The organism is Loktanella sp. F6476L, from assembly GCF_023015725.1.
Taxonomy (GTDB): domain Bacteria; phylum Pseudomonadota; class Alphaproteobacteria; order Rhodobacterales; family Rhodobacteraceae; genus Yoonia.
The window spans coordinates 97,732-119,559 of sequence record NZ_JALKAR010000001.1; the positions used below are offsets into that span (position 1 = coordinate 97,732).

24 protein-coding genes are annotated in these 21,828 nt (G+C 54.6%); 12 read left to right on the forward strand and 12 right to left on the reverse strand.

The features are described from left to right. Nucleotides 1-34 precede the first annotated feature (34 nt). A complete protein-coding gene (locus MWU61_RS00440) occupies nt 35-868 on the reverse strand; it encodes a LysR family transcriptional regulator (RefSeq protein ID WP_247125865.1) in 834 nt (277 codons plus the stop codon). A gap of 90 nt (nt 869-958) precedes the next feature. On the opposite strand from MWU61_RS00440, the gene MWU61_RS00445 reads away from it, so the two are divergent. The 5 genes from MWU61_RS00445 to MWU61_RS00465 all read left to right on the forward strand — a co-directional run bounded on the left by MWU61_RS00445 (nt 959) and on the right by MWU61_RS00465 (nt 5,027). Further along, the gene (locus MWU61_RS00445) at nt 959-1,372 is read left to right on the forward strand and encodes a VOC family protein (RefSeq protein WP_247125866.1); all 414 of its coding nucleotides are present in this window, start codon (nt 959-961) and stop codon (nt 1,370-1,372) included. Then, nucleotides 1,369-2,310: a glyoxylate/hydroxypyruvate reductase A gene (locus MWU61_RS00450; protein WP_247125867.1), complete on the forward strand. Its 942-nt coding sequence runs from the start codon at nt 1,369-1,371 to the stop codon at nt 2,308-2,310. The genes MWU61_RS00445 and MWU61_RS00450 overlap by 4 nt, the downstream gene beginning before the upstream one ends. Before the next feature lie 109 nt (nt 2,311-2,419). Beyond that, on the forward strand, nt 2,420-3,796 hold the full coding sequence (locus tag MWU61_RS00455; RefSeq protein WP_247125868.1) for an NAD-dependent succinate-semialdehyde dehydrogenase: 1,377 nt from the start codon (nt 2,420-2,422) through the stop codon (nt 3,794-3,796). Further along, nucleotides 3,793-4,407: a glutathione S-transferase gene (locus MWU61_RS00460; RefSeq protein ID WP_247125870.1), complete on the forward strand. Its 615-nt coding sequence runs from the start codon at nt 3,793-3,795 to the stop codon at nt 4,405-4,407. Before MWU61_RS00455 ends, MWU61_RS00460 begins: the two co-directional genes overlap by 4 nt. Before the next feature lie 17 nt (nt 4,408-4,424). Beyond that, complete coding sequence (locus MWU61_RS00465; protein WP_247125872.1) at nt 4,425-5,027, forward strand: SDR family oxidoreductase; 603 nt, start codon at nt 4,425-4,427, stop codon at nt 5,025-5,027. A gap of 218 nt (nt 5,028-5,245) precedes the next feature. Here MWU61_RS00465 and pobA read toward each other — a convergent pair whose 3' ends face one another. Further along, nucleotides 5,246-6,415 carry a 4-hydroxybenzoate 3-monooxygenase gene (gene pobA / locus MWU61_RS00470; protein WP_247125873.1) on the reverse strand — a complete coding sequence of 390 codons (1,170 nt, stop codon included), beginning with the start codon at nt 6,413-6,415 and terminating at the stop codon, nt 5,246-5,248. 86 nt (nt 6,416-6,501) lie between these two features. Here pobA and pcaQ point away from each other — a divergent pair, with 86 nt between their 5' ends. The 3 genes from pcaQ (at nt 6,502) to MWU61_RS00485 (ending at nt 9,238) form a co-directional block, all read left to right on the forward strand. After that, entirely contained in the window at nt 6,502-7,449 is a 948-nt protein-coding gene (gene pcaQ / locus MWU61_RS00475) for a pca operon transcription factor PcaQ (protein WP_247125874.1), read from the forward strand. A 170-nt stretch (nt 7,450-7,619) separates the two neighbouring features. Beyond that, on the forward strand, nt 7,620-8,261 hold the full coding sequence (locus tag MWU61_RS00480) for a PEBP family protein (RefSeq protein WP_247125875.1): 642 nt from the start codon (nt 7,620-7,622) through the stop codon (nt 8,259-8,261). A gap of 23 nt (nt 8,262-8,284) precedes the next feature. Beyond that, complete coding sequence (locus tag MWU61_RS00485) at nt 8,285-9,238, forward strand: YHYH protein (protein ID WP_247125876.1); 954 nt, start codon at nt 8,285-8,287, stop codon at nt 9,236-9,238. Between the two features lie 34 nt (nt 9,239-9,272). Here MWU61_RS00485 and MWU61_RS00490 read toward each other — a convergent pair whose 3' ends face one another. From MWU61_RS00490 to MWU61_RS00500, 3 genes are all read right to left on the reverse strand, one after another. Beyond that, the gene (locus MWU61_RS00490) at nt 9,273-10,631 is read right to left on the reverse strand and encodes a DUF3179 domain-containing (seleno)protein (protein ID WP_247125877.1); all 1,359 of its coding nucleotides are present in this window, start codon (nt 10,629-10,631) and stop codon (nt 9,273-9,275) included. A 163-nt stretch (nt 10,632-10,794) separates the two neighbouring features. Further along, nucleotides 10,795-11,796: an NAD(P)-dependent alcohol dehydrogenase gene (locus tag MWU61_RS00495; protein WP_247125878.1), complete on the reverse strand. Its 1,002-nt coding sequence runs from the start codon at nt 11,794-11,796 to the stop codon at nt 10,795-10,797. 12 nt (nt 11,797-11,808) lie between these two features. Beyond that, nucleotides 11,809-12,519, reverse strand: coding sequence for a DUF4386 domain-containing protein (locus MWU61_RS00500; protein ID WP_247125879.1), 711 nt, complete (start codon nt 12,517-12,519; stop codon nt 11,809-11,811). A gap of 110 nt (nt 12,520-12,629) precedes the next feature. Here MWU61_RS00500 and MWU61_RS00505 point away from each other — a divergent pair, with 110 nt between their 5' ends. Together MWU61_RS00505 and MWU61_RS00510 are read left to right on the forward strand one after the other, a co-directional pair. Continuing rightward, on the forward strand, nt 12,630-13,529 hold the full coding sequence (locus tag MWU61_RS00505) for a LysR family transcriptional regulator (protein ID WP_247125880.1): 900 nt from the start codon (nt 12,630-12,632) through the stop codon (nt 13,527-13,529). A gap of 209 nt (nt 13,530-13,738) precedes the next feature. Further along, nucleotides 13,739-14,698, forward strand: coding sequence for a DNA topoisomerase IB (locus MWU61_RS00510; RefSeq protein ID WP_247125881.1), 960 nt, complete (start codon nt 13,739-13,741; stop codon nt 14,696-14,698). A 15-nt stretch (nt 14,699-14,713) separates the two neighbouring features. Here the strand turns inward: MWU61_RS00510 and MWU61_RS00515 are convergent, their stop codons facing one another. From MWU61_RS00515 to MWU61_RS00545, 7 genes are read right to left on the reverse strand one after another with little or no spacing between them, the layout of a single operon-like run. Beyond that, entirely contained in the window at nt 14,714-15,580 is an 867-nt protein-coding gene (locus MWU61_RS00515; RefSeq protein WP_247125882.1) for a dioxygenase, read from the reverse strand. 12 nt (nt 15,581-15,592) lie between these two features. Beyond that, nucleotides 15,593-16,897 carry a TRAP transporter large permease gene (locus MWU61_RS00520; RefSeq protein WP_247125883.1) on the reverse strand — a complete coding sequence of 435 codons (1,305 nt, stop codon included), beginning with the start codon at nt 16,895-16,897 and terminating at the stop codon, nt 15,593-15,595. Further along, the gene (locus tag MWU61_RS00525) at nt 16,894-17,463 is read right to left on the reverse strand and encodes a TRAP transporter small permease (protein ID WP_247125885.1); all 570 of its coding nucleotides are present in this window, start codon (nt 17,461-17,463) and stop codon (nt 16,894-16,896) included. The genes MWU61_RS00520 and MWU61_RS00525 overlap by 4 nt, the downstream gene beginning before the upstream one ends. A gap of 30 nt (nt 17,464-17,493) precedes the next feature. After that, nucleotides 17,494-18,567, reverse strand: a complete 1,074-nt coding sequence (locus tag MWU61_RS00530) for a C4-dicarboxylate TRAP transporter substrate-binding protein (RefSeq protein ID WP_247125887.1) — start codon at nt 18,565-18,567, stop codon at nt 17,494-17,496. 41 nt (nt 18,568-18,608) lie between these two features. Continuing rightward, nucleotides 18,609-19,067 carry an OsmC family protein gene (locus MWU61_RS00535; RefSeq protein ID WP_247125889.1) on the reverse strand — a complete coding sequence of 153 codons (459 nt, stop codon included), beginning with the start codon at nt 19,065-19,067 and terminating at the stop codon, nt 18,609-18,611. Nucleotides 19,068-19,077: 10 nt separating this feature from the next. Continuing rightward, complete coding sequence (locus MWU61_RS00540) at nt 19,078-19,743, reverse strand: malonic semialdehyde reductase (protein ID WP_247125891.1); 666 nt, start codon at nt 19,741-19,743, stop codon at nt 19,078-19,080. Next, nucleotides 19,740-20,621: a fumarylacetoacetate hydrolase family protein gene (locus tag MWU61_RS00545; protein ID WP_247125892.1), complete on the reverse strand. Its 882-nt coding sequence runs from the start codon at nt 20,619-20,621 to the stop codon at nt 19,740-19,742. Before MWU61_RS00545 ends, MWU61_RS00540 begins: the two co-directional genes overlap by 4 nt. A gap of 88 nt (nt 20,622-20,709) precedes the next feature. On the opposite strand from MWU61_RS00545, the gene MWU61_RS00550 reads away from it, so the two are divergent. Both MWU61_RS00550 and MWU61_RS00555 read left to right on the forward strand, forming a co-directional pair. Then, complete coding sequence (locus MWU61_RS00550; RefSeq protein WP_247125893.1) at nt 20,710-21,096, forward strand: YciI family protein; 387 nt, start codon at nt 20,710-20,712, stop codon at nt 21,094-21,096. Between the two features lie 12 nt (nt 21,097-21,108). After that, nucleotides 21,109-21,771, forward strand: a complete 663-nt coding sequence (locus tag MWU61_RS00555; protein WP_247125894.1) for a GntR family transcriptional regulator — start codon at nt 21,109-21,111, stop codon at nt 21,769-21,771. Nucleotides 21,772-21,828 lie beyond the last annotated feature (57 nt).

Below are 21,828 nucleotides of genomic sequence, written 5' to 3' on the forward strand. Positions count from 1 at the left end.
GGAGGTAGGGCGGATTGCGTTGCAGAATTTGGCCCTAAAGGACGATTTTTCGTTTGAAAAACGCCTGACAAGTTTCATCAATAGGCGATGCAGAATGTGCAAACACGACAGATCGCTTCGGCAGTTCTGGGATGATTTCAATGTCGATCCCTGCCGTGTTCGACAGGCCCGCCCAGATCGGTAAAATGGCGCGACCTGCGCCGCCCGCGACCAAACTCGCGACGGTTTCTGGCGCATCCATCTCGCAGAGTATGTTCTGTGATTTCAGATTCTGCGCGATCCAGCGCCACGCGATTTCGCCACCCCACGACGTTTTGTCGTATACGATAAGTGGCAGATCCGATGACGCAGCTTTAGTTGGCGTAACCCATGCAAACGATTGCTCCTCCAACACTTCACACCTCACGCTTTTGGGAAGCGCAAAGTGCGGTGCAACCAGAATGGCCGCGTCTAATTCGGCACGCGACAGCAGGTCAAACAGATGGGCAGATGATCCTGGCGTAACGGTCAGATCAACGTCAGGTGCGACCGCCCGAAGGTGCTTGATCAGCGATGGCACGTGGTCGGCCAACGCGGTTGAAATCACACCGAGCCGATACGGACCGGCCAAACCGTCCGCTGCGATGTCGCTTGGCAAAAGGGCGGTTTCCGCGATGATCGTTTTGATGCGCGGGATGATCCGCGTACATGCGGGGGTCGCGCGCACGGTTGGCCCTGACCTGCGGACAAGAACCACGCCAAGTTCGTTTTCTAGCGCCTTCAAACGTTGACCGACGGCAGCCGCGGTCAGGTTTTGACGGCGCGCCGCTTCCGCCAGTGACCCGCCATCGACGACGTCTAGTAAGGTCTGCAGGTAACGAATATCCAAACTATCTCTTTCGATTGACCATCGAGATGCTCATTATTCGTTTTGTTGCCTGCGCGCTACTCTGTCTCCGAAAATACTACGGAGACCACGATGCAAAGCACCTTTCACCTCGCCTATAACGTCCGCGACCTTGATGCGGCCCGCCAGTTCTACGGCGAAACACTCGGGTGCGCGGAAGGGCGTTCGACGCAAACATGGGTCGATTACAATTTCTTTGGGCATCAGATTTCGCTGCATCTTGGCGAGCCCTTCAAAACCGAAGCAACGGGTCATGTCGGCGATCATTTGGTCCCAATGCCACATCTTGGCGTCGTCCTTCAGATGGGTGACTGGAAAGCCTTGGCCGCGCACCTTGAAAGCCAAAGCGTCGCATTCATCATTCCACCAAGTTTACGGTTTGCGGGCGAACCTGGCGAACAAGCGACGATGTTCTTCCGCGACCCATCAGGCAATCCGATTGAAGTGAAAGGCTTCAAGGACCAAACAAATGTTTTCGCCACATGACAGACCGACCTATCATCCCTTTTGTCAGCAATATCAGCGCTGCGTCGCTCAACGCGTGGTCGGTCCAGCTGCAGGCTGCGCTGCCAGATTTCCTTATAGTGCCATTTGACCCGAACTTCGAATTCGCAAACGCAGAGCTCGCCCTTGTCGCAAATCCTGACCCCGACCACCTGTCGCAATTTCCAAACCTGAAATGGGTGCAAAGCCTTTGGGCTGGTGTGGAAAATCTGGTGCATAGCTTACCGGATGACGTTGTAATCGTGCGGATGACCGATCCGCAGTTGGCAAAAACAATGGCCGAAGCCGTTCTGACAATGACGTTGTACCTACACCGCGATCTGCCAAAATACGTATCCCAACAGGCGTCCGGCATTTGGGAACAACACGACGTCGTCCTGCCCGAGGATCGCAAGGTCGGCGTTCTAGGGCTTGGCGCATTAGGTCGTTCCGCCTGCGCCGCATTAGCACAGCACGGTTTTGATGTGCTGGGCTGGAGCAGGTCGCCCAAATCCATACCAAACGTCCGTTGTTTTTCCGGCGAAGACGGCCTGACCGATTTGTTACACGTCAGCGATATCGTCGTTGTTTTGCTACCGCTTACCACAACAACGCGCGGTTTGCTGGACCGCAGCCGTTTGTCACGTATGAAAAGCGGTGCATCGGTCATCAACTTCGCCCGTGCGCAGATCATCGAAACGGATGCACTGCTGAATATGCTGGCGGCGCGGCATCTCAACCACGCCGTATTGGATGTTTTTGCAGTCGAACCGCTGCCGCAGACGGATCGTTTGTGGCGCACTGATAATCTGACAATTCTGCCCCATGTGTCAGCGCCGACCAACATGAAAACTGCATCTGAAGTCGCCGCAAAAAACATCGCAACCTATTTTCGAACGGGTCAGGTGCCGGACTGCGTTGATCGCCAGCGAGGATATTGAACGGTGCGATAACGTTTCGGTGATGCGCCGGAATCGCAAAGGATCGGCAGGAACCAAATCATGATCTCGATGTTGTCCCCCCAACGCTTAGACGCTTGAAGGAGACACCATGTCGACGATCACTACGACCAATCCCGCCACAGGCGAGACGATTGAAACCTACGACTTGATGACCAAAGAAACAGCCGTGCAAAAGCTGGAAGCAGCACACGCGGCCTTTCTTGATTGGCGGACAAAATCACATGCGGAACGCGCCCCTTATCTGTCGCGGATTGCCGAAGTTCTGCGTGCGCATTCGGATGAATTGGCAGAGCTGATGACCCTTGAGACGGGCAAGCTGATCAAAGATGGCAAAACCGAAGTCGAAATCTGTGCGGCAATCTTTGACTACACTGCGAAAAACGGGCCGGACGTTCTGGCTGACGAAGAACGCGTGCATGGTCAAAACGAATCCCGTGGCGTGGTCACGCACCAACCCATCGGTGTAATTTATTCGATTCAGCCGTGGAATTTCCCATTATATCAGCCGGTCCGCGTTTTGGCGGCGAACCTGATGGCGGGCAATGGCTGTGTGCTGAGGCACGCAAGTATCTGTACAGGATCGGGCCTGCGTCTGCGCGAGCTGTGTATTGAAGCGGGTTTGCCCGAGGATCTGTTTCAGGTCATTCTAATCGACTACGAAACAAGCGATGATCTAATCGAACATCCGCTTGTGCGCGGTGTGACCATGACGGGTAGCGACGGGGCAGGGCGCCATATTGGTGCAACGGCTGCCAAGGCGCTCAAAAAGACAGTGCTCGAACTGGGGTCAAACGACGCCTACCTCGTGTTGGAAGACGCCGACATCGATACGGCCGTCAAATATTCCGTGATGGGCCGTTTGTATAACAATGGCGAAACCTGTGTTTCCGCCAAACGTTTCGTGGTGACGGACAAGGTCTATGACGCATTCATGTCCGCATTTGTTGAACAGATGCAGGCGATCACCTTGGGCGATCCAACTGACGACGACACCCAGCTTGGGCCGTTGTCCAGCGAAGACCAGTTCGACACGGTGAAAGAACAAGTCGAGAAAAGCGTCGCAAACGGTGCAAAAATTCTCTGCGGCGGCGAAGCACCTGACCGCACAGGGGCCTATTACCCTGCGACTGTTCTCGCAGATGTGGCGCCGGGTATGCCCGCTTACGATGATGAAATTTTCGGACCAGTCGCCGCAGTCATCCGCGCGAAGGACGACGAAGATGCGATGCGCATCGCCAACGATAGCCGGTACGGTCTTGGCGGCGGGATTTTCAGCAAAGACGAAGAACGTGCGCTAAGACTCGCCCGCGATCATTTCGATACGGGGATGGTCCGGATCAACACCTTTGGTGCCGCTGATCCAAACATGCCTTTCGGTGGTGTGAAGGATTCAGGCTACGGGCGCGAACACGGCGGTTTTGGCATGAAGGAATTCACAAACGCAAAGGCGATCTTTTTCTCATGATTACACTACATGCATTAAAATATTCCCGCGCCACGCGCGTGTTGTGGTTGCTGGCCGATCTTGGCCAGCCCTGCAACCGTGTGGATTATGACCGCACAGATAGCTTTCGCGCTCCAGACGCGTTGAAGCAGGTGCATCCGTTGGGGAAATCCCCAGTGATCGAAGATGACGGTGAAATGGTCGCGGAATCGGCTACGATCCTGCGCTACCTTGCGGCGAAATATGGTGATGACAGTCACACACCGCCGCAGGACACCGCGGCCTATTGGCAACACGAAGCGGTGCTCGACTATGTCGAAGCATCCTTCGCCGAGGTCGCGCTGCAAGCCATTCTGCCCGCTTTTGACGGCAAACCCGTGCCGGACAAGGCGCGTGCGGCATTGAATCAACATCTCGACTTCATCATCCAGCTGATTGGTGACGGCCCACTCTTGTTTGGCGAGCGCGCCATGCTGGCCGACATCCAGATGTCCTACATCATCGCACTTTTGGCGCAGCTTGACCTATTGGGCGGCCATCCTGCGATCGCGACCTACTGGGACGTTTTGCAAGAACAGCCGGGCTACATCGCCGCAATAGAAGCCGCGGGCCCAATGGCCCCGAGCGTTTGAACAAGAAAGGAAACGACATGACCAAGAATATTCTTATCGCCGGTGCGACCGGTAAAACCGGCCGTATCCTGACCCAAGAGATTTTGGACCAAGGGCACAGTGTCACAGCACTGGTGCGCGATGGTTCCGACACGAGCCAATTGCCCAAGGCCACGAAGCTACGGCAAGCAGACCTCACTGATCTGCAGGCAGGCGTTTGCGATGGCGCAGACGTTGTGATCTTTGCCGCAGGATCTGGCGGGTCAACCGGCCCCGAGATGACCGATAAAGTTGACCGCGACGGCGCGATGCGACTGGTGGATCTGGCGAAGGATGCCGGGGCCGAACGTTTTGTCATGCTCAGTTCTGTCGGTGCGGATCAGTCTGATCCATCCGGTGATTTGGCGCATTATTTGAAAGCTAAACACGACGCGGACGAGCATCTGAAAGCATCGGGGATGACCTATGCAATCTTGCGACCTGTGGCGCTTACGGATGATGGGCGAAGCAGCGATGTGATTGTTGGCAGTGAAGTCGACAAATCCGCCATGGCGAGCCGTGCGGATGTCGCCCATGTGTTGGCTATGGCAGCCACGACCGGGCAATACGACGGGGCAGCGGTTGATATGCAATCCGCCTGATACATCATCTGGTCAGCGCAGTACTGCGCTGACCGAAAACCTCTTGGGCGGTCTCGATTTACGTTTCGGGACTTGCATCGATAAAGATCGGCGGATCACATCTAGGATGTTTGCGAATGAAATCGTAAAACGCCTGAATTGTTACAGGTGAACGTTCGGGATCCGAACGATCTGCTTCATCGTCCCTACATTGGTTAGTCCCAATGGGACCACTCTCATCAGTAAGGCAAACCGACATAGTTTTCGGCCATTGATCTTTGGGCGGTTTCGCTTGTGCGCAGAAATTCGATTTCAGCCACCTGCATTTTCAGATCGAATTCGGATTGATCCGGGTATTTGTGCATCAACGACGAGAACCACCAACTAAAGCGTTCCGCCTTCCAAACACGCGAAAGCGCTTTTTGTGAATAGGCATCAATCCCGTCACTACTGTCGTTTTCATAGTAATCGCGTAGGCCATTATAAAGGTAATGCACGTCTGAAGCGGCCGTATTCAACCCTTTGGCGCCTGTCGGCGGCACAATATGGGCTGCGTCACCACACAAAAGAAGCCGGCCCCAGCGCATCGGTTCTGTCACGAAAGACCGCAGCGGCGCGATCGATTTTTCGATGCTGGGACCTGTGATAAGTTTGCGAGCCTGATCCGCTGGGATGCGCCGCTTCAGCTCTGCCCAAAACGCGTCATCTGTCCAATCTTCTAGCTTATCGGTTAAGTCGCATTGAATGTAATAGCGACTTAGGTTTTCGTTGCGCATCGAACATAATGCAAAGCCACGCGGTGAATTCGCGTAGATCAGTTCGTGATTAACCGGCGGCGTTTCGGACAGGATGCCAAGCCAGCCGAACGGGTAAACCTTTTCGTATTCGCGGCGAACATTGCGCGGAATGGTTTGGCGGCTGATCCCGTGGAAACCGTCACAGCCTGCGATGAAATCACATTCTAGTTGGCGTGCGTCACCGTTGACGGAATAGGTGATATGCGGCGTGTCCGTATCTGCCCCATGGATCACAACATCTTGGGCGTTAAATTCGATCTTTCGACCTGCCGCTTCACGCGCATCGTATAAATCGCGCGTCACTTCGGTTTGACCGTAAACCACAACCGGCGTGCCTGTGTGTTCCTTGAAATCGACGCGGAACATGTCATCGCCATAAGAAATCAGGGTCCCATCGTGCAATATGCCTTCGGCATGTAAACGATCCGCGCACCCCGCTTCTTCCATCAACGCAACAAGGCCTTGTTCCAAAACACCGGCACGAATTCGGCCCAAGACATAGTCTTTAGTCTTACGTTCAAGAACAACGCTGTCGATGCCACGCGTGTGCAATAGCTGCGACAGCAACAGACCCGATGGCCCGCCACCGATGATTGCGACTTGCGTTCTCACATGGTCCTCCCTTCCTTTACGATTTTTCCCATACTTGGAACGATATTTAAAATGAGTTATTGTGTGTTTTTCATGCTTATATTGGAATGAATGTGGATCGACGTATCAAATTCAGGCACCTCGATGCATTTAGCGCGATTGCGCGGGCACGTAGTTTCACGGTGGCAGCGGATCAGTTGAACCTGACCCAACCCGCGATCTCCAAAACCCTGAAAGAGCTCGAGGACATTCTTGACACGAAAGTCCTCGAACGAAGCCGTTCGGGCGTGTCTTTGACACCGCAAGGCGAAGTTTTCCTGCAGTTTGCCGAACAAAGCACAGCGGCTTTGCGCCATGGTCTTCGCAGCATCCAAGCGTCCGCAGGTACGGCGGGGCGGTTGAAAATTGGGGCTTTACCAAGCGTTGCATCGTCGCTTCTGCCGCAGGCCGTTTTGACCTTTTCAGCGCGAAGCCCGAATACTCAGGTGGAAATCCATGAAGGGGCCCATCTTGATCTGACAACGCGTCTGCGCAGTGGAACGATCGATATTGTGGTGGGGCGTCTAGGCAAACCCGGTACGATGATCGGTCTTATCTTTCAGCAGCTATTTTCTGAACGGGTCGTCATCGTTGCCCGACCAGATAGCCCCGCGTTGGCTGTGCGTGATCCTGCGGAACTTGAAGCTTACCGTGTCTTATACCCACCAAAAGATGCAGCGATCCGCCCACTTGTTGCTCGGATGCTTATTTCGAAAGGCGTGCCGCTTTTCCGCAATAGGATTGAAACCGCATCACCTGTTTTTGGACGTGCTGTGACACTAGCGGACCCTACCGCCGTGTGGATCATCAGTCAGGGAGTGGTCGCCGACGACATCGCAAAAGGCCGCTTAAAGATGATTGCGTTGGATACCGGAGCAACCGAAGGCGCAGTCGGCATCATGAGCAGGGCGGAAGAAATCCCGTCGGTTGCTACGCGCACTTTCACGACAGTGTTGCAAGACATATGCGCAATTGATGACCCGCAGGGGGCGCGAATGGATGAATACCAAGAATAGGAACTGGCTCAGATTGTACCGATTTCATCACCAAATGCGTTACCCGTAGTGTGAATGTAATCTTGGATCGTTGGAATTGCCGCGTGTGCTGAAAATGATCGAAAAGAATGCGACGGAACTGTCTACCTTGCACGTTAAATGTTCAAAGACATCCAGACAGGAGCAATCCCATGCGCACGACAATTCCAACCCTCATCTTTCTAGGCCTTGCTGCGGGCAGCGCGCACGCAGAGACTTTTTCAGCTGACGTCTGGGCAGATAATTGGTTCGAAATGCGCATAGACGGCGAACAGGTGGCCGAAGATAGCGTGTCGATTACAACCGAACGCTCTTTCAATGCGGAAAGCTTTACGTTTGCAGCCGAACGTCCGTTTGTGATTGGTCTGGTGGCCAAAGATTTCAAAGAAAATGACACCGGATTGGAATACATCGGAACAGGTCGACAACAAATGGGCGACGGCGGCGTCATCGTGCAGATTACTGATGAGACCGGCGACATCGTGGCCGTCAGTGACAGTGACTGGCAATGCCACGTCATCCATACAGCCCCGCTCGATAAATCTTGCGAAAGTGCATCAGATCCCGTGGCTAGTGCTGGTGCATGCGCGTTTGAAATTGAAGACGAACCGGCAGGGTGGGACACCGCAGCGTTCGACGCTACAGATTGGCCCGCGGCCGATGTCTATACTGAACAGCAGGTGGACCCAAAAGACGGCTATGACCGGATCAACTGGGCTGACGATGCGGAATTGATCTGGGGCCCTGATCTTGAACAAAGCAACACAGTTCTGTGCCGTTTAACGGTCGAATGACCCTCTTGCGAAGGACACCAAACATGACACGTCCCGCTTATATTGCTTCGGTCCTGTGCCTTTTCGCAGCCCCCGCCGCGGCACACGAAGATCACTGTGCTGCGGTTGCAGATTCTGTTGCTGATGCCGGGTTTAGCGCCAGTGTCACAGTGACTTGTACGGATAGCCACGCGACCCTCACGTCCGATACCTTTCCCGATCATGACATGATGACCGGGATCGTTGCGACGAACGAACAGGTGCCGGTTCCCGCAGATTATAGCGCGCCGATCCTGTTGGCTCCGGTTTTTAGCGGCACCCCGTTGACCCGTGACGCCGCACTAGGTGTCGCGGTGAATGGCGTGCCGATCTACGATTACACAGGTGGCGGCGAAATGACCGACGCCGATTTGGCCCATCATCAAGCACAGCACGATACATTGCAGACTGGGCAACTTGATGTCTGCGGGGGCCATGCGGGTCGCGGGGATGACTACCATTACCATGTGGCCCCAAGCTGCATGATCGCGCAGATGGAAAATGCGGGACCGGATGCCATTATCGGTTGGGCATTTGATGGCTACCCCATCTACGGCGATAGCAACCCCGATGGATCCGCAATCATCGCAGGGTCGTTGGACGTCTGTAATGGCCAAATGGATGATACGTTTGGGTATCGCTATCACACCTCACCTGATGCGCCCTATATAGTGCAATGTTTGATGGGCGTTGTGGCCGACTTTGATCGGTTGCCGCGCGTGCGTCCGCTAACGGCGACTGCCGGTGGTGGGGCAGAGCCGGGTCGTCCCCCAAGAGGCGGGGTGGAAGACCTTGTTTTCACGCAAAACGATGATGGTAGCCGGAGCATGGACTACACATATCAAGGACAGGACTATTACATACGGTACGCCCCGTCGGATCAGGCGAATTGCTATGACTACACAACTGCGACGGTGACGAATGCAGGTCAGGTCATGCAGGGCGAATTCTGCCGATAACTTTGGTTAAAGGAAGGGAGGCGCGCCTTGCTGCTTACCCTTCCCAAAGCGCCGTGTTTGGATAGAACTGGGACCATGCGAACCAGAATGCTTGGTGGCTTCCGAGGTCCTGACCGTCAGGCCCAACGGCCCGAAGCCCGCCAGCAAAGAGCTCCAGTTTCACGTCGTTAAACGTCACTGATTGTCCTGCACTGAGGGCAGCAACCGCGAGCGATCGGGGAAAGGCAACTGGCATTCCATTCGCGGTAATCGCCCCAATGACGTCTTCATGGACGCCCAACCGTGGATCAACATCACCAACTGGAAAGATCGGGCCGTTTGCATCGCGTGTTTCGCGCAGATTAAAATCGCGGCCCAGTGCCAATTCTTCCTTCAATACGGTTGTGTCAGGAAAGGTGGTCCGCCATGTGCCCCAATCGGCTGTAATGACGGTTGCTTGGTCCAATTGCAGTCCCGTTTCTGCCAGCGGTCCGGCGACAGCCTTGCCAGTAAACGTATCAAAAACGGATTTGGTTTCGATATCGTACATTACCTTGTTCGACCGGATCAGCAGGCCGGATGTGCGCAAAATTGGCCGCTGCACACCTGCGGGCAGTTGATCTGTGAAATAAGCCTGTGCAGCACCGCAAAGGGTGCAATATGGGATGCCAAGATCACGACCGCCCAGTGTATCATTCACCATTTCACGCACTTCCATGATGCGACGGGGGTAGGCGCGGGCTTCGCCATTTATGGCGATCCCGAATACGATGTCGTCGTCTTGCAGCCAAGTGGCGTCTTCGGCGGTGTCGACCTCCGGGTTGTCGATCGCGGGGATGCAGTGGCAGATCTCATCTGTGGTGTCATAGGGCCGTGCATCAATATTCACCCCACCCCAGTCGACCAGATGCCAATCGATGTCACCTTCGACAAATAAGGTCTCCCATCCCGGCACGTAGTTCGTGAAAACGCGGGCCTTATGGCTTAGGTAATCCGGATATGCGGGTATATCCCATGCCATCATTTTGTTGATGATTTCGGTGCGCTGGCGACCGCTTTCGAAAGATGTATCAAGTATGTCTGCGGCGACGCGGGTCAGCGCCGCGCGAAACTCTGGACGCCACGCGAAACGTTGCATGTCCGTCAAAAGCCAAACAAGGCGCGGATCGCTTGTTTGGGCAATGATATCTAAGGCGTCTGTATCTGTCGGAGACCAGTCTGACTGGTTCACCGCAATGGCGAGAACGTCATCCACTGCGGCGATGGTATCTGCGGTCAGCGGCCCTCCCGGGATCGCCGGAGGTTCGCCAAATGCGGCGATAACATAGTCAGGGAGCGACGTCGTCGTCTGCGCCCAAACAGGGACGGAGGATAGACAAACGGCGATTACTGTGGCGATGGCTTGGCGAAACATGACGGTTCCTATGCGCTGGGACTTTTCGGGATAAACTACCTCGAAAAGCGCAATGCGAGCTTCACGTTTCCATCAGGTTTTCGTTAGATCGGTTTCGTGGGGCAAAACCTCTGGAAAAGGGGCGGGCGATCATTGTCCGCCGCCTTCAATCCTGCCACGCCATTCAAGCGACAATTTCGATGTTGGACGGTTGTGCTACGGTTATCAGAACATTGCCGCGTTTGCGTCCCGTATCGACATGGGCATGCGCGGCTTGCATATCGTCGAATGCAAAGACACGATCAATCACAGGCCGATAGTTCGCCTGTGCCGCAAGTTGAACAACCGCCGCAAGAATATCCGGTGCTTCGCTTGCCACACCGCCAATCATTGTCTTGCCCGCCAGTTTCGCTTTGATCCCGCCAAAAATCATGTCGGACGTTTTGCCCGCGATCAGGACCATTTTGCCCCCGACTTTGATACAGTGTTGGGCCTGCGCCCATGACAGCGTGCCGACTGTGTCGACAACGACGTCATAGGTATCGGTCGGTGATATGACTGATTGCTCGCGGTAGTTAATGACCTTGTCCGCCCCTATTTCCTTGACCAATGCGACGTTTCTTCCGCTGCAGACCGCAGTGACATGTGCGCCGATGTGTTTCGCAATTTGTACGCAGGCCGACCCCACCGCGCCCGAAGCGCCGTTTATTAAAACGGTTTGCCCTTTTTGTAGTTTTGTCTTGTTTACGAGGAAATCGTAGGCGGTCGTTGCCCCAAACGGGATTGCGGCGGCGTCTTCAAATGACAGGTTGTCTGGTTTGCGGACGACTTTGCCATTGGCCGGCACAGTAATGAATTCGGCATGGGCACCAAAGGAAGCGCCGGGAAACCCGACAACGGCATCGCCAATTTCAAAATTGGTGACATCCGCGCCCTTCGCGACAACAACGCCCGAAAACTCTGTTCCAAGGATTTGTTTGCGTGGTCCTGTGATGCCGAACACCAATCTGCCAACCAAACCAAGCCCCTTTGGCATCGTCAGGCTGCGCGCCCGCCAATCCCCCGCGCTTACGGTGGTCGCGACGATTTGCACGAGGATATCGTTGGACTTTGGTGCGGGCGTTGGCAATTCGATCAGCTCTAGAACGTCAGGTGAGCCGTATTGCGTATATGAAGAAGCAAACATTTTGGTTGTCCTTTAGGCACATGAAAGTGCGGTTGCGGATGGCTTGCGTGCGCCGCGGATCAGCAACCAAAGACCGAAGCTGATTTCAGACACTGTGACGATGATCAGGAGCAAGATGACGAGCGCGTTAATGATCGGTAGGTCGATAAACATTAGCTCGACGACACCTTGGATCAGGTAACCAAAGGCCCCAATGAACAGGCCGCGCCCTAAGATGGTCGGCACGATTGACGATCGTACTGTTAGCCAGCCAAGCGCGAGCAAATGTACCCCAAAGAAAAGCTGCCAGACGAAAACACCAAGGTCGTGGGCTCGAAAGCTGAGTTGAACCATTTCCGGCGATACGTTCGGGCCTGATGCCGATTGCATTGATGCGTAGGGCAGCACCCAGATCAGCAGGTTCAGACCCATGACGACGATCATGCCTGCGCGGGAAATTAGCGCAATCGTTGACATCAACGGACTGATGGATCGGAACAACTGGTACAAAACAGCCGTGATAGCCAATTCGAACAAGATGACAGCGCAATCGGCAAACACGCCAAGCAAGAACAGCCCTTCATTAGCTGCTAAGTTCGCAAGAGATGTCGCGCCGTCAGAGCCAACGATTTGCATCGGCACATACCCAATACTGAAACCGCCACAGACGGCGATAGCGAGGTAAAGCGCACCAGCATAACGTGCGGCGTTAGCGTCCCATTGATGATGAATGGTTCGGGTCATGGTCATTCCTTTCCGCGCCAATTCAATGTTTGGCGATAACTGCGTTTCTGTTGGGAAAAGTGTACGGCAGACGGGAATTCATGCGAATTGACCAAATTTCTTAGTTTGATATGCATATGTGCATGGATTGGCGTGCGATAAGATTTGATTGGAATAAGGCACGGGCGTTCTTGGTGACGGCCGAAGAAGGATCTTTGTCTGCCGCCGCACGCGCGCTGGGCATGGCGCAGCCGACGCTGGGACGGCAAGTGGACGGCTTGGAACAGGAATTGGGCGTGGTTCTGTTTGAAAGGGTCGGGCGGGGCCTCACCCTGACGCCAAGCGGGTTGGAATTGCTCGAACATGTGCGCGACATGGGGGCGGCCGCAGGCCGTGTTTCGCTGGCCGCACTTGGCCAATCGCAAGCGCTGGAGGGGACGATTAGCATCTCTGCCAGCGAAACTTACGCTGCTGTCCTCTTGCCGCCGATCATCGCGAAACTGCGCAAAGAAGAACCCGGCATTCACGTCGAAATTGTCGTCACCAATCAGGCCAGTGATCTGTTGCGGCGCGAAGCGGATATCGCGTTGCGGAACTTCCGCCCAACCGAACCCGATCTCGTCGCGAAAAAGATCGGTATGGCCGATGCGATCCTGTACGCGACGCCAGCCTATATCGATCAGTTGGGGTCGCCCAAGACGCCATACGACTTGCGGCATGCGGATTTTGTGAATCTGGACAGGGCCGGGATGATGTTGAAAGGACTCAACACGCTTGGGCTGGGGCTGACAGAGGCGAACTTTCCGCTTTTGACAGAAAGCTATTTGGTAATGTGGGAACTCGTGAAGCAGGGCACTGCAATCGGAATCCTCGATTCCCTGATTGGCGATGCAGAACCCGCCGTCGTGCGTGTCTTGCCTGATCTCGAACCGCTGACTTTCCCGATATGGCTTGTCGCACATCGCGAATTGACGACGAGCAGACGGATCCGAAGGGTCTACGATTTCCTTGTCGAAGAACTGAAACGTTAGAATTTCTAAACGGGCCTTTGGCGGTGTCGCAGTAATGCCGTGGAACTCTTTCCGCTTCACCCAGTTCCTTGAACATCGACGCGCCAACAAACGTGCGTAGCAATTTATCAAGGAACCTAAGCTATGAACCGCATTATTTATATTATCGGCCTTATCGTCGTCATCCTGTTTGTCCTTTCGTTCCTCGGCTTGCGCTAAAGGGCACGCCCATGGTTTCGCACCTTGTTTACGTGTCTGACAAAGATCCGGGTATTGCGCGGCGCAAGTGCGGCCGTGGGTTTTCCTACGTCGGCCCCGACGGCACGACGATTGCGCGGGGGCCAGAACGTAAACGGATCGAGGCATTAGGCATCCCGCCCGCCTACGAAGATGTATGGATCTGCACACAGATTAACGGACATCTTCAAGCGACGGGGCGCGATGCGCGCAGCCGCAAACAATATCGCTACCACCCCGATTGGTCCGCCGCACAATCCCAAACCAAATTCGATCACCTCGCCGATTTTGGTGAGGTATTGCCGAAGATCAGGCGTCGGATTGCCCGTGACGTCGAAACTGATCCCGGTGACGTCGAATTTGCGCTCGCCGCAGCGGTCATGTTGATTGATCGCGCATCGCTCCGTGTCGGGAACCCTGACTATACCGCGCAAAACGGCAGCTATGGGGCCCTCACGCTGCGTCGCAGGCATGTGTCGTTTGACGGGGAACAGATCGGGCTGAACTTTACGGCCAAGGGCGGCAAGAAAGTGCACAAAACCGTTACGGACAAGAAGCTGCAACGACTTCTACATGACATGAACGATGTGCCGGGCGGCGCGTTGTTAAGCTGGGTCGACGCAGACGGAACACCGCAAACGTTGTCGTCGCATCAGTTGAACGCCTATCTGGCCGACGCGGCAGGCGACGATGCGGTTACAGCGAAAACCTTTCGGACTTGGGCAGGCACAGTTGCCGGATTTGCCTGTGCAGAACAAGGCAGCGCGACAATCAAAGATATCGCGCAGGCCGCAGCGACGCGGTTGCACAACACGCCAACAGTCGCGCGAAACAGCTACATCCATCCGGCAGTAATCGACTTAGCCGGACAGGACAGTATCGACGCCACATCGGCTAACCGTCACGGTCTTTATGCGATCGAAAATCGTCTGCTTGGGCTGCTGACCCGTTGATTAGGGCGCTGCTGTTTAGTCGCGCGCCAGAATAACATCGAAATTCACCGACAGATATGGGGTGTCCACATTGCCGGACAGCGCCATCCCTTCAGGGAATGATGCCGCAGGTTGCTCAACATAGGTCATGACCAGATCATCACGCACCCCAAACACCGTGTCTTGATCAAGGTACGGATCGTCATCGGGGAAGACTTCGGTCACCAGCGTCCGGTAGCCGGGCGCTTTCACGATAAAGTGCAGGTGTGACGGCCGCCAAGGGTGACGCCCGCATGCCCGTAGAATGCCGCCGACCGGACCATCTGACGGCACCGTGTATTCAACGGGTTTAACGGTCGTGAACGCATAGCGGCCATCGTCGCCGACGGTCATCAATCCGTGGAACGAAAATGTGTCTTGGTCCTCGTCTTGGCTGGCATAAAGCCCGTTTGGGGCAGTCTGCCAAATGTCGATTTCAGCACCTGGAATTGGTGTGCCGTTCGTATCGCGAATGACGCCTTCGGCCAGCAAAACAGGACCGCCAAAGCTGCGTTTCATATCGCCGCCAACCTCTAACGGCGGCGCGCCGGAAACGTGGAATGGCCCCAAAACGGACGATGATGTCGCTTCATCACTGGAATGCAGCATGTCGATCAGCGACGACATTCCCAACACGTCAGAGGCCAGCACAAATTCGTGACGGTCTTCGGTTTCGATCGCGGCGCAGCCTTCCAGAAACGCGATCCCTTGCCGCCATTCGTCATGAGTTAGCTTCGTTTCGCGGGCAAAGTCATGCATATGCTGCACCAGTGCCGACATGATTTCGCGGGTGCGCGGTGCCATGTCGTCGGCCATGTAGCTTTTGAAAACGTCGGTGATATTGTCTTTGGTCACGTTGAGCATGGCGATAGGTCCTTAAAGTAGTGCAAGGCTGAGAATTGGGAATTCGATCAGAATGAACAAAATGATCAGCATCACAAAGGCGAAGGGCAGGGCGCCCATGAACACGTCCTTGAGCGTGATGTTGTCATCGTTCAGCGTTGATTTGATCACAAAGCAGGATATGCCCAGCGGCGGCGTGAGCAGCCCGATTTCTGCCCCAACCACTGTGATAATGCCGAACCAAATCAACGACATGTCCATCGCTTCGACCAGCGGCAGGAACAGTGGCACGACGATCAGGATGATGGATGCAGTGTCCAAAATCGTACCGAGAAAGATCATCAGCAAGACGTAAAGCAGCATAACGGTCCAGAATGACGCAGCATTGCCCGCCAGTAGGTCTTGCAGCTGGTTCGGCAGACCGGCGAGGCCCAACATGCGGCTATAGATCGAAGCGGCCGTGATCAAAAACAGGATGGCGGCTGTGATGTGACCGGTTTCCAGCAGCGCTTCCCAGAAGCCTTTCAACGTCATCGACCGACGCACCAGCGCAATGATTAGCGCGACAAGCGATCCCGTTGCACCTGCTTCGACGGCAGTCATCCAACCGGTATAGATGCCACCCAGCACAATGGTGATCAGACCGACAGTGGGCAGGGTCTTGGATGCGATTTCGCGTGCGGACATCCATTCGCTGTCAGCGACTGTGCGACCGCCGACAAATTCGGGGGTGAAACGCCCCATGAACCAAATCGCTGCAACATATGCGATCGCAAGCATGATGCCGGGAATGACGCCTGCCAGAAACATGTCGCCGACGGATTGCTCTGCGACAAAGCTGTAAATGATCAACATCGCGGACGGCGGGATGATCATCCCAAGCACCGATGATCCCGCGACAACACCAACCGCAAAACGCGGGTTATAATCTTGGGCGATCATCTGGGGCACAGATACTTTGGTAAAGACCGAAGCCGATGCAATCGACGATCCCGTGACAGCAGCAAAAACAGCGTTTGCGCCAACTGTGGCCATTCCGATGCCGCCTTTGACGCGGCGAAAACGCATGGTCATCACTTCGTAGATGTCTCTGCCTAATCCAGCTTTCGACACGATCAACCCCATGAAGGTAAACAGCGGAATGGTCGCGAAACTGTAGACCATCGCACTGTCGCCGACGGCAATCTTCAGCAGGTTCAGCGACAAAGTGAAATTGTCGCGCATCAACCAAATCGAGATCAAGGACACCATGCCCAAGGCAACTGGAATGTAGACGCCCGAATAGATCAGGAAAACGATGGCAGCGACCGAAATGAGGCCGATTTCGATTGGTGTCATGGTTTGGTGCCGCCTGTTTTGGCATTGTCGTCATGTTCTGGGGCGCGGATCAATTGTGGGCGATCCTGCGCGGTGATGACTTTGATGGTAAAGATGAGGCAGGCCAACGCGCTGCCGCTTGCGATGACAAGTTTGATCGGCCACCACGGCACGGTAAAGACGCCGGGGATGCCAAAGAAATCCTGCGTGCCCCACATTTTGATGAACTCTGGGAACATGATGTAGGCAATCAGGAACATGAAGATTGCAGAGAGGGCGTTGATGATCCGCCGGATATTCGATGTCAGGCGTGGCTTGCTTTGATGCAGCAGGTTGAGAAATCCGTCAGAGCGGGTCAATCGGTCCACGCGGACAACGTCCGCAAGCTGCAAAAAGACAATAAAGACGACTGAAAGCTGGACAATTTCGTATGTCCCTTTCAGCGGCGAATTGAAAAGGCCCCGCGCGACCACGTCAACGTTCAGGATGATGACAAGCGCGAGAACCATCAAGGTTCCAGCGATATTTGCGGCCATGGCTAAGGCATTGGCGACCCGAGAAAGACCGCCGATTGCTGACTTGAGCATGTTGTGCTCCCTTCCCGGGTCGACAAGTGATTATTGGGCGGACCAATCGCGTACGCCAGTGAAACCAGCCGTTTCGAGCTTGGCAAGATATGCTTCAAGCATCTCTGTGCCCGGTTCACCGTTATCGTTCAGTGTCGTTGCCCATTCTTGTGCAATGTTCGGAATGGCGGCGGCCCAAGCAGCACGGTCTTCTTCGGACACATCAACGATGGTCCCGCCTGCTGCGACATATGTCTCTTCGGCGGCTGCAGCGCGATCCATTGCGATGCCTGCAAGGTGATCGCGATAGTCAATTGCCACGGCTTGCAGGACCTCTTTCACTTCATCCGGCAGATTGTTCCAGTAGTCTTGGTTCACCGTCACGGTCTTAGAGTTCACAGCCCCCAGATCGGCGCGCAGCATGTAAGGCGCTACTTCGGAAATCTTGAAGGTCGCGGCAGCTTCTGGCCACAGCATGCCTGCATCGGCCAAACCGGTCTGCATCATGTTGTAGAAATCAGTCAGGCCGCCACGGACGCCCGCTGCGTCATTGATGCCTTCGAGATAGCGCAAGTTCATACCGGCGCCGGCAACCTTGAAACCTTCAAGATCAGAAACTCCTGCGACTTCTTGGGTCGAAAAGACCTGATAGCTGTTCAGCACCACGCCCGTCGCCAGATACACTTGGTTCTGGGCTGCGAATTCGTTTTGCATCGCCGGAAATTCGCGGGCAATTTCATCAACGGCTTGAGCCACAGCGCGAGCATCAGATGACACAAACGGTGTGACAGCAGACAAGCCTTGGCTTGGCAACTTGGAAGAATGGAAGATCGTGGTGACGATCCCGATGTCGCCCAAACCTAACTGGATGCCTTCAAGAACGCCTTTCGGCTTCACAATCGAGCCGCCGTAGTTTTCCTGCCAGTCCATGACGTAATTGCCGTTCTCGGCAAGACGGCGGTCAACTTCCGGAATGAAGAAATTCGTGAATTCTTTTACCCATAGGGCGCGATCCGGATGACCGTCGATCACAACTGCTGAAATCGTCTCTTGTGCGGCGACGGGCAGGGCCGTCATCGTCGCAAGCGCAGCACCCATCACGGTGCGTCTTGTCCACGTCATCATTTGTCATTCCTCCCAGAATACGGGCATTCGCCCAATTGATTTTAGTTTGCTTTCACCCAATTCACGGTCAAATCCGTGCCTGCTGCTTCGAACAGCTTGGCAATGGCACAGTACTTTGCAGTCTCCACCCCAACCAAATCCAACTCCTCTTGGCTGGCCGGGGTGGTGCAATTCACCGTGAGTGTGATTTCGGGAAACGGCACGTCGATCTCTTCCTCCATGAGAACGCCGCGCCGGTCGAATTTGCAGTTGGCGTCGATGTCGATCTCTCCCAGATCAACGCCGAGCCGCTTTGCATTTTTATGCCCAATGACGTTGGTACAAGCGATTAAGGCTGTCATTGCAGCTTCCGTCGGGGTTGGCCCAAGGTTTGTGCCGCCCCGTTCCGCAGGTTCATCAATAACGACATGCAAATCACGCACCGGAATTTCGGTACGCGCATGCGTCGGACACGCGGCTTTGGCGCGGTACGTCACGACGGTTTTCATTTTAACAGCCATCTTTGTACCCTCAGATTACGCTACAGACTTTGTCGAACGAAAAGCGTGGTAGCTTTTGAAACAGTGCCGTTTCATCGGCATAGCCAATGTTGCATAGAAAATTTGATTTCAGACGCGTGCCTTTGAAGAATTCTTCGTCAACAATTGCGTTTGAAAACCCCGACATCGCACCAACGTCCAAACCAACAGCACGTGCCGCGATCATGAAATAAGCGCCCTGTAACGTCGCATTGCGGTCTGCGGTGTCTTCGCAATAGGCATCGTTCCCATCAAACAAATGGCGGCGGTCTTCATGCGGGAAAAGGAACGGCAGTTCGTGCCAAAAATCCATATCCTGCGCGATAATCGCAGTGACCGGCGCACCCATCATCTTTGCGACATTCTGCGGCTTAAGCGATTTGGCCAGCCGTTCTTTACCTTCTTTGGATTTCACAAAGATGAAACGTGCAGGCAGTGTGTTCATCGACGTGGCGCCATTGATGGTGATGTCGAAGATTTCCTCGAGCATCCCGTCCGGTATCGGGCGATCTGTCCACGCATAATGGGATCTTGCTTCGCGCAAGATCAGATCAATGGCATCGTCGGACAGACGACTGATGCGAGCACGCAGTGTACGGTGGTCTTCCTGCGCTTTGGCACGCAAAGCGTCCAGTTCTGAACCGGTTGGCGCGTTCATTCTGCCGCTACCCCTTGGCTATCGTTTTCATCAACGATTGGGTTCGAACAAATGCCGATGCCTTCGATTTCGATATCAACAGTTTCCCCGGGGACCAGCCAGCGTGGGTTCGGTTTCTTGGCGTGGCCAACACCCGGTGGTGTGCCCATTGCGATCAAATCGCCGGGCTCTAGCGTCGTGTATTCCGAAATAGTTGCAATGGTTTGCGCAACCGACCAGATCATGTTGCCGGTATTGGATGACTGCAAAATCTCGGACCCGACGCGGCTTTCGATCTTCAGGCCAGCAGCCCCAGCAGGGACTTCATCGGGCGTTACAACAAATGGGCCGATTGCGCCCGTGTTGTCGAAGTTTTTGCCGGGGGTCCACTGGTGGGTTTTGCGTTGATAGTCACGCACCGACCCGTCGTTAAAGACGGTATAGCCAAACACATGATCCAGCGCGTCCGCCTCTGAAATATGACGACCACCTTTGCCAATGACCATCATCAGCTCTGCTTCGTAGTCCAGCTTTTCGGAACACGTCGGGCGAACCAAGGGTGCGCCAGCTGCCATGATCGAATTCTTCCCGCGCATGAACAGGGCAGGGTAGTCGGGGATGTCGTAGCCACCCTCTTTGATGTGGTCAGTGTAGTTCAAACCAAGACAAATGATCGTTCCGGGCTTGGCGACAGGCAGGGCAGGCGTGATGTCAGTCACTGGAACGCTGGCAGCACCGTCAACTTTCGCCGCAACCGATTCTGCCAGCGCGGGATCCGCAATCAGGGCCATCAAGTCAGAGCCGACAGCAGCGTCCAAAGCCGTCAAATTAACGGCCTCGTTACCCTTTACGGCAAAAACCGCTGCGCCGTTCGCTGTCTCGCCCACCAAATATTTCATAAGTACAATCCTTGTCAGTTTGGATAATTTCTGCCTACAATTGCAGTGTAAGTCAATAAATATCGATATTTTTGCTAAGGAGTGCAAAATGGTTGCATGGGCAGACTATAAGGCGGAAGCAAAGTCGCGCGGCGCGTTAGCCTTGGAATTATACGTCGCTATGTCGACACCGGCTAAAGAACCGCAGGACGTCAAAGCCGCCTTGCCGGATCACCTCGCCTATCAGGCAAAACTGGAACAAGCGGGGATTTTGGCTTTCGCAGGGCCGATGTCCGACGAAACTGGCGACCACATGCAAGGGGTCGGGTTGGTCGTTTACCGGGCCGAAAGCCTTGAAGCGGCGCGTGCTTTGGCAGAGGCAGATCCGATGCACCAAAGTGGCGCGCGGGCATTCACCTTGCGACGCTGGATGATCAACGAGGGATCATTGAATTTGTCGGTTGGTCTATCTACGAACGCCGTAACACTGACTTAAGGGGATTTCCGCATGAACATGATGGACGACACCAGCGGCAGAGAAACATCTGCCACCCGCGCGGCCTATCTGTCCTTGCGGGATATGATCCTGACCGGCGAACTGCCGGCGGGTAAAAAGCTGAAGATCGAACAATTGCGCAAATTGCTGGACACTGGCGCATCGCCAGTGCGCGAGGCGCTAAGCCTGCTGACCTCTGACATGCTGGTCGAACGGATCGATCAGCGCGGTTTTCGCGCGGCCCCTGCGAGCCATGCAAATTTTGATGAGATTCTCAGACTACGGTGTGTTCTGGAAGATATGGCATTGCGCCAGTCTATCGGGCAGGGCACGCCAGAATGGGAAGAACAGCTTGTCCTGTCGCATCACCGTATGAAACGCATGACAAATACCGATGTCTTTGAAGATGCGCATAAGACGTTTCACATGACCCTGCTGAGCAATGCGAAATCGCCTATGTTGGAACGGTATTGCAGTCAGCTTTATGATCTGAACATTCGGTATCGTTATCTAGCGGCGTCTGGTGACAACTATCAAAGCCGCGATATCGCAGCCGAGCATGACACCATCTTTGAAGCAGCCGTGCAGCGCGATGCAGATGCGGCATCTGATGCATTGCTCAGCCACTATCGACTAACAGGCGAATACCTGATGTCTCAGCTGACCGATCTGTAGATATACCGATTTAAATTATAATATTGCAATAATATCGATATTCTGACAGCATCACTT

Bases quoted from the DNA above. Each gene is read 5' to 3' on its own strand.
- MWU61_RS00455 (WP_247125868.1), top strand. From the start codon at position 2,420: ATGTCGACGATCACTACGACCAATCCCGCCACAGGCGAGACGATTGAA.
- MWU61_RS00535 (WP_247125889.1), bottom strand. From the start codon at position 19,067: ATGGCTGTTAAAATGAAAACCGTCGTGACGTACCGCGCCAAAGCCGCG.
- MWU61_RS00480 (WP_247125875.1), top strand. From the start codon at position 7,620: ATGCGCACGACAATTCCAACCCTCATCTTTCTAGGCCTTGCTGCGGGC.
- MWU61_RS00550 (WP_247125893.1), top strand. From the start codon at position 20,710: ATGGTTGCATGGGCAGACTATAAGGCGGAAGCAAAGTCGCGCGGCGCG.
- MWU61_RS00530 (WP_247125887.1), bottom strand. From the start codon at position 18,567: ATGATGACGTGGACAAGACGCACCGTGATGGGTGCTGCGCTTGCGACG.
- MWU61_RS00450 (WP_247125867.1), top strand. From the start codon at position 1,369: ATGACAGACCGACCTATCATCCCTTTTGTCAGCAATATCAGCGCTGCG.
- MWU61_RS00485 (WP_247125876.1), top strand. From the start codon at position 8,285: ATGACACGTCCCGCTTATATTGCTTCGGTCCTGTGCCTTTTCGCAGCC.
- MWU61_RS00445 (WP_247125866.1), top strand. From the start codon at position 959: ATGCAAAGCACCTTTCACCTCGCCTATAACGTCCGCGACCTTGATGCG.
- MWU61_RS00465 (WP_247125872.1), top strand. From the start codon at position 4,425: ATGACCAAGAATATTCTTATCGCCGGTGCGACCGGTAAAACCGGCCGT.
- MWU61_RS00510 (WP_247125881.1), top strand. From the start codon at position 13,739: ATGGTTTCGCACCTTGTTTACGTGTCTGACAAAGATCCGGGTATTGCG.
- MWU61_RS00505 (WP_247125880.1), top strand. From the start codon at position 12,630: ATGCATATGTGCATGGATTGGCGTGCGATAAGATTTGATTGGAATAAG.
- MWU61_RS00555 (WP_247125894.1), top strand. From the start codon at position 21,109: ATGAACATGATGGACGACACCAGCGGCAGAGAAACATCTGCCACCCGC.
- MWU61_RS00545 (WP_247125892.1), bottom strand. From the start codon at position 20,621: ATGAAATATTTGGTGGGCGAGACAGCGAACGGCGCAGCGGTTTTTGCC.
- MWU61_RS00500 (WP_247125879.1), bottom strand. From the start codon at position 12,519: ATGACCCGAACCATTCATCATCAATGGGACGCTAACGCCGCACGTTAT.
- MWU61_RS00490 (WP_247125877.1), bottom strand. From the start codon at position 10,631: ATGTTTCGCCAAGCCATCGCCACAGTAATCGCCGTTTGTCTATCCTCC.
- MWU61_RS00520 (WP_247125883.1), bottom strand. From the start codon at position 16,897: ATGACACCAATCGAAATCGGCCTCATTTCGGTCGCTGCCATCGTTTTC.
- MWU61_RS00460 (WP_247125870.1), top strand. From the start codon at position 3,793: ATGATTACACTACATGCATTAAAATATTCCCGCGCCACGCGCGTGTTG.
- pcaQ (WP_247125874.1), top strand. From the start codon at position 6,502: ATGAATGTGGATCGACGTATCAAATTCAGGCACCTCGATGCATTTAGC.
- MWU61_RS00540 (WP_247125891.1), bottom strand. From the start codon at position 19,743: ATGAACGCGCCAACCGGTTCAGAACTGGACGCTTTGCGTGCCAAAGCG.
- MWU61_RS00525 (WP_247125885.1), bottom strand. From the start codon at position 17,463: ATGCTCAAGTCAGCAATCGGCGGTCTTTCTCGGGTCGCCAATGCCTTA.
- MWU61_RS00495 (WP_247125878.1), bottom strand. From the start codon at position 11,796: ATGTTTGCTTCTTCATATACGCAATACGGCTCACCTGACGTTCTAGAG.
- MWU61_RS00515 (WP_247125882.1), bottom strand. From the start codon at position 15,580: ATGCTCAACGTGACCAAAGACAATATCACCGACGTTTTCAAAAGCTAC.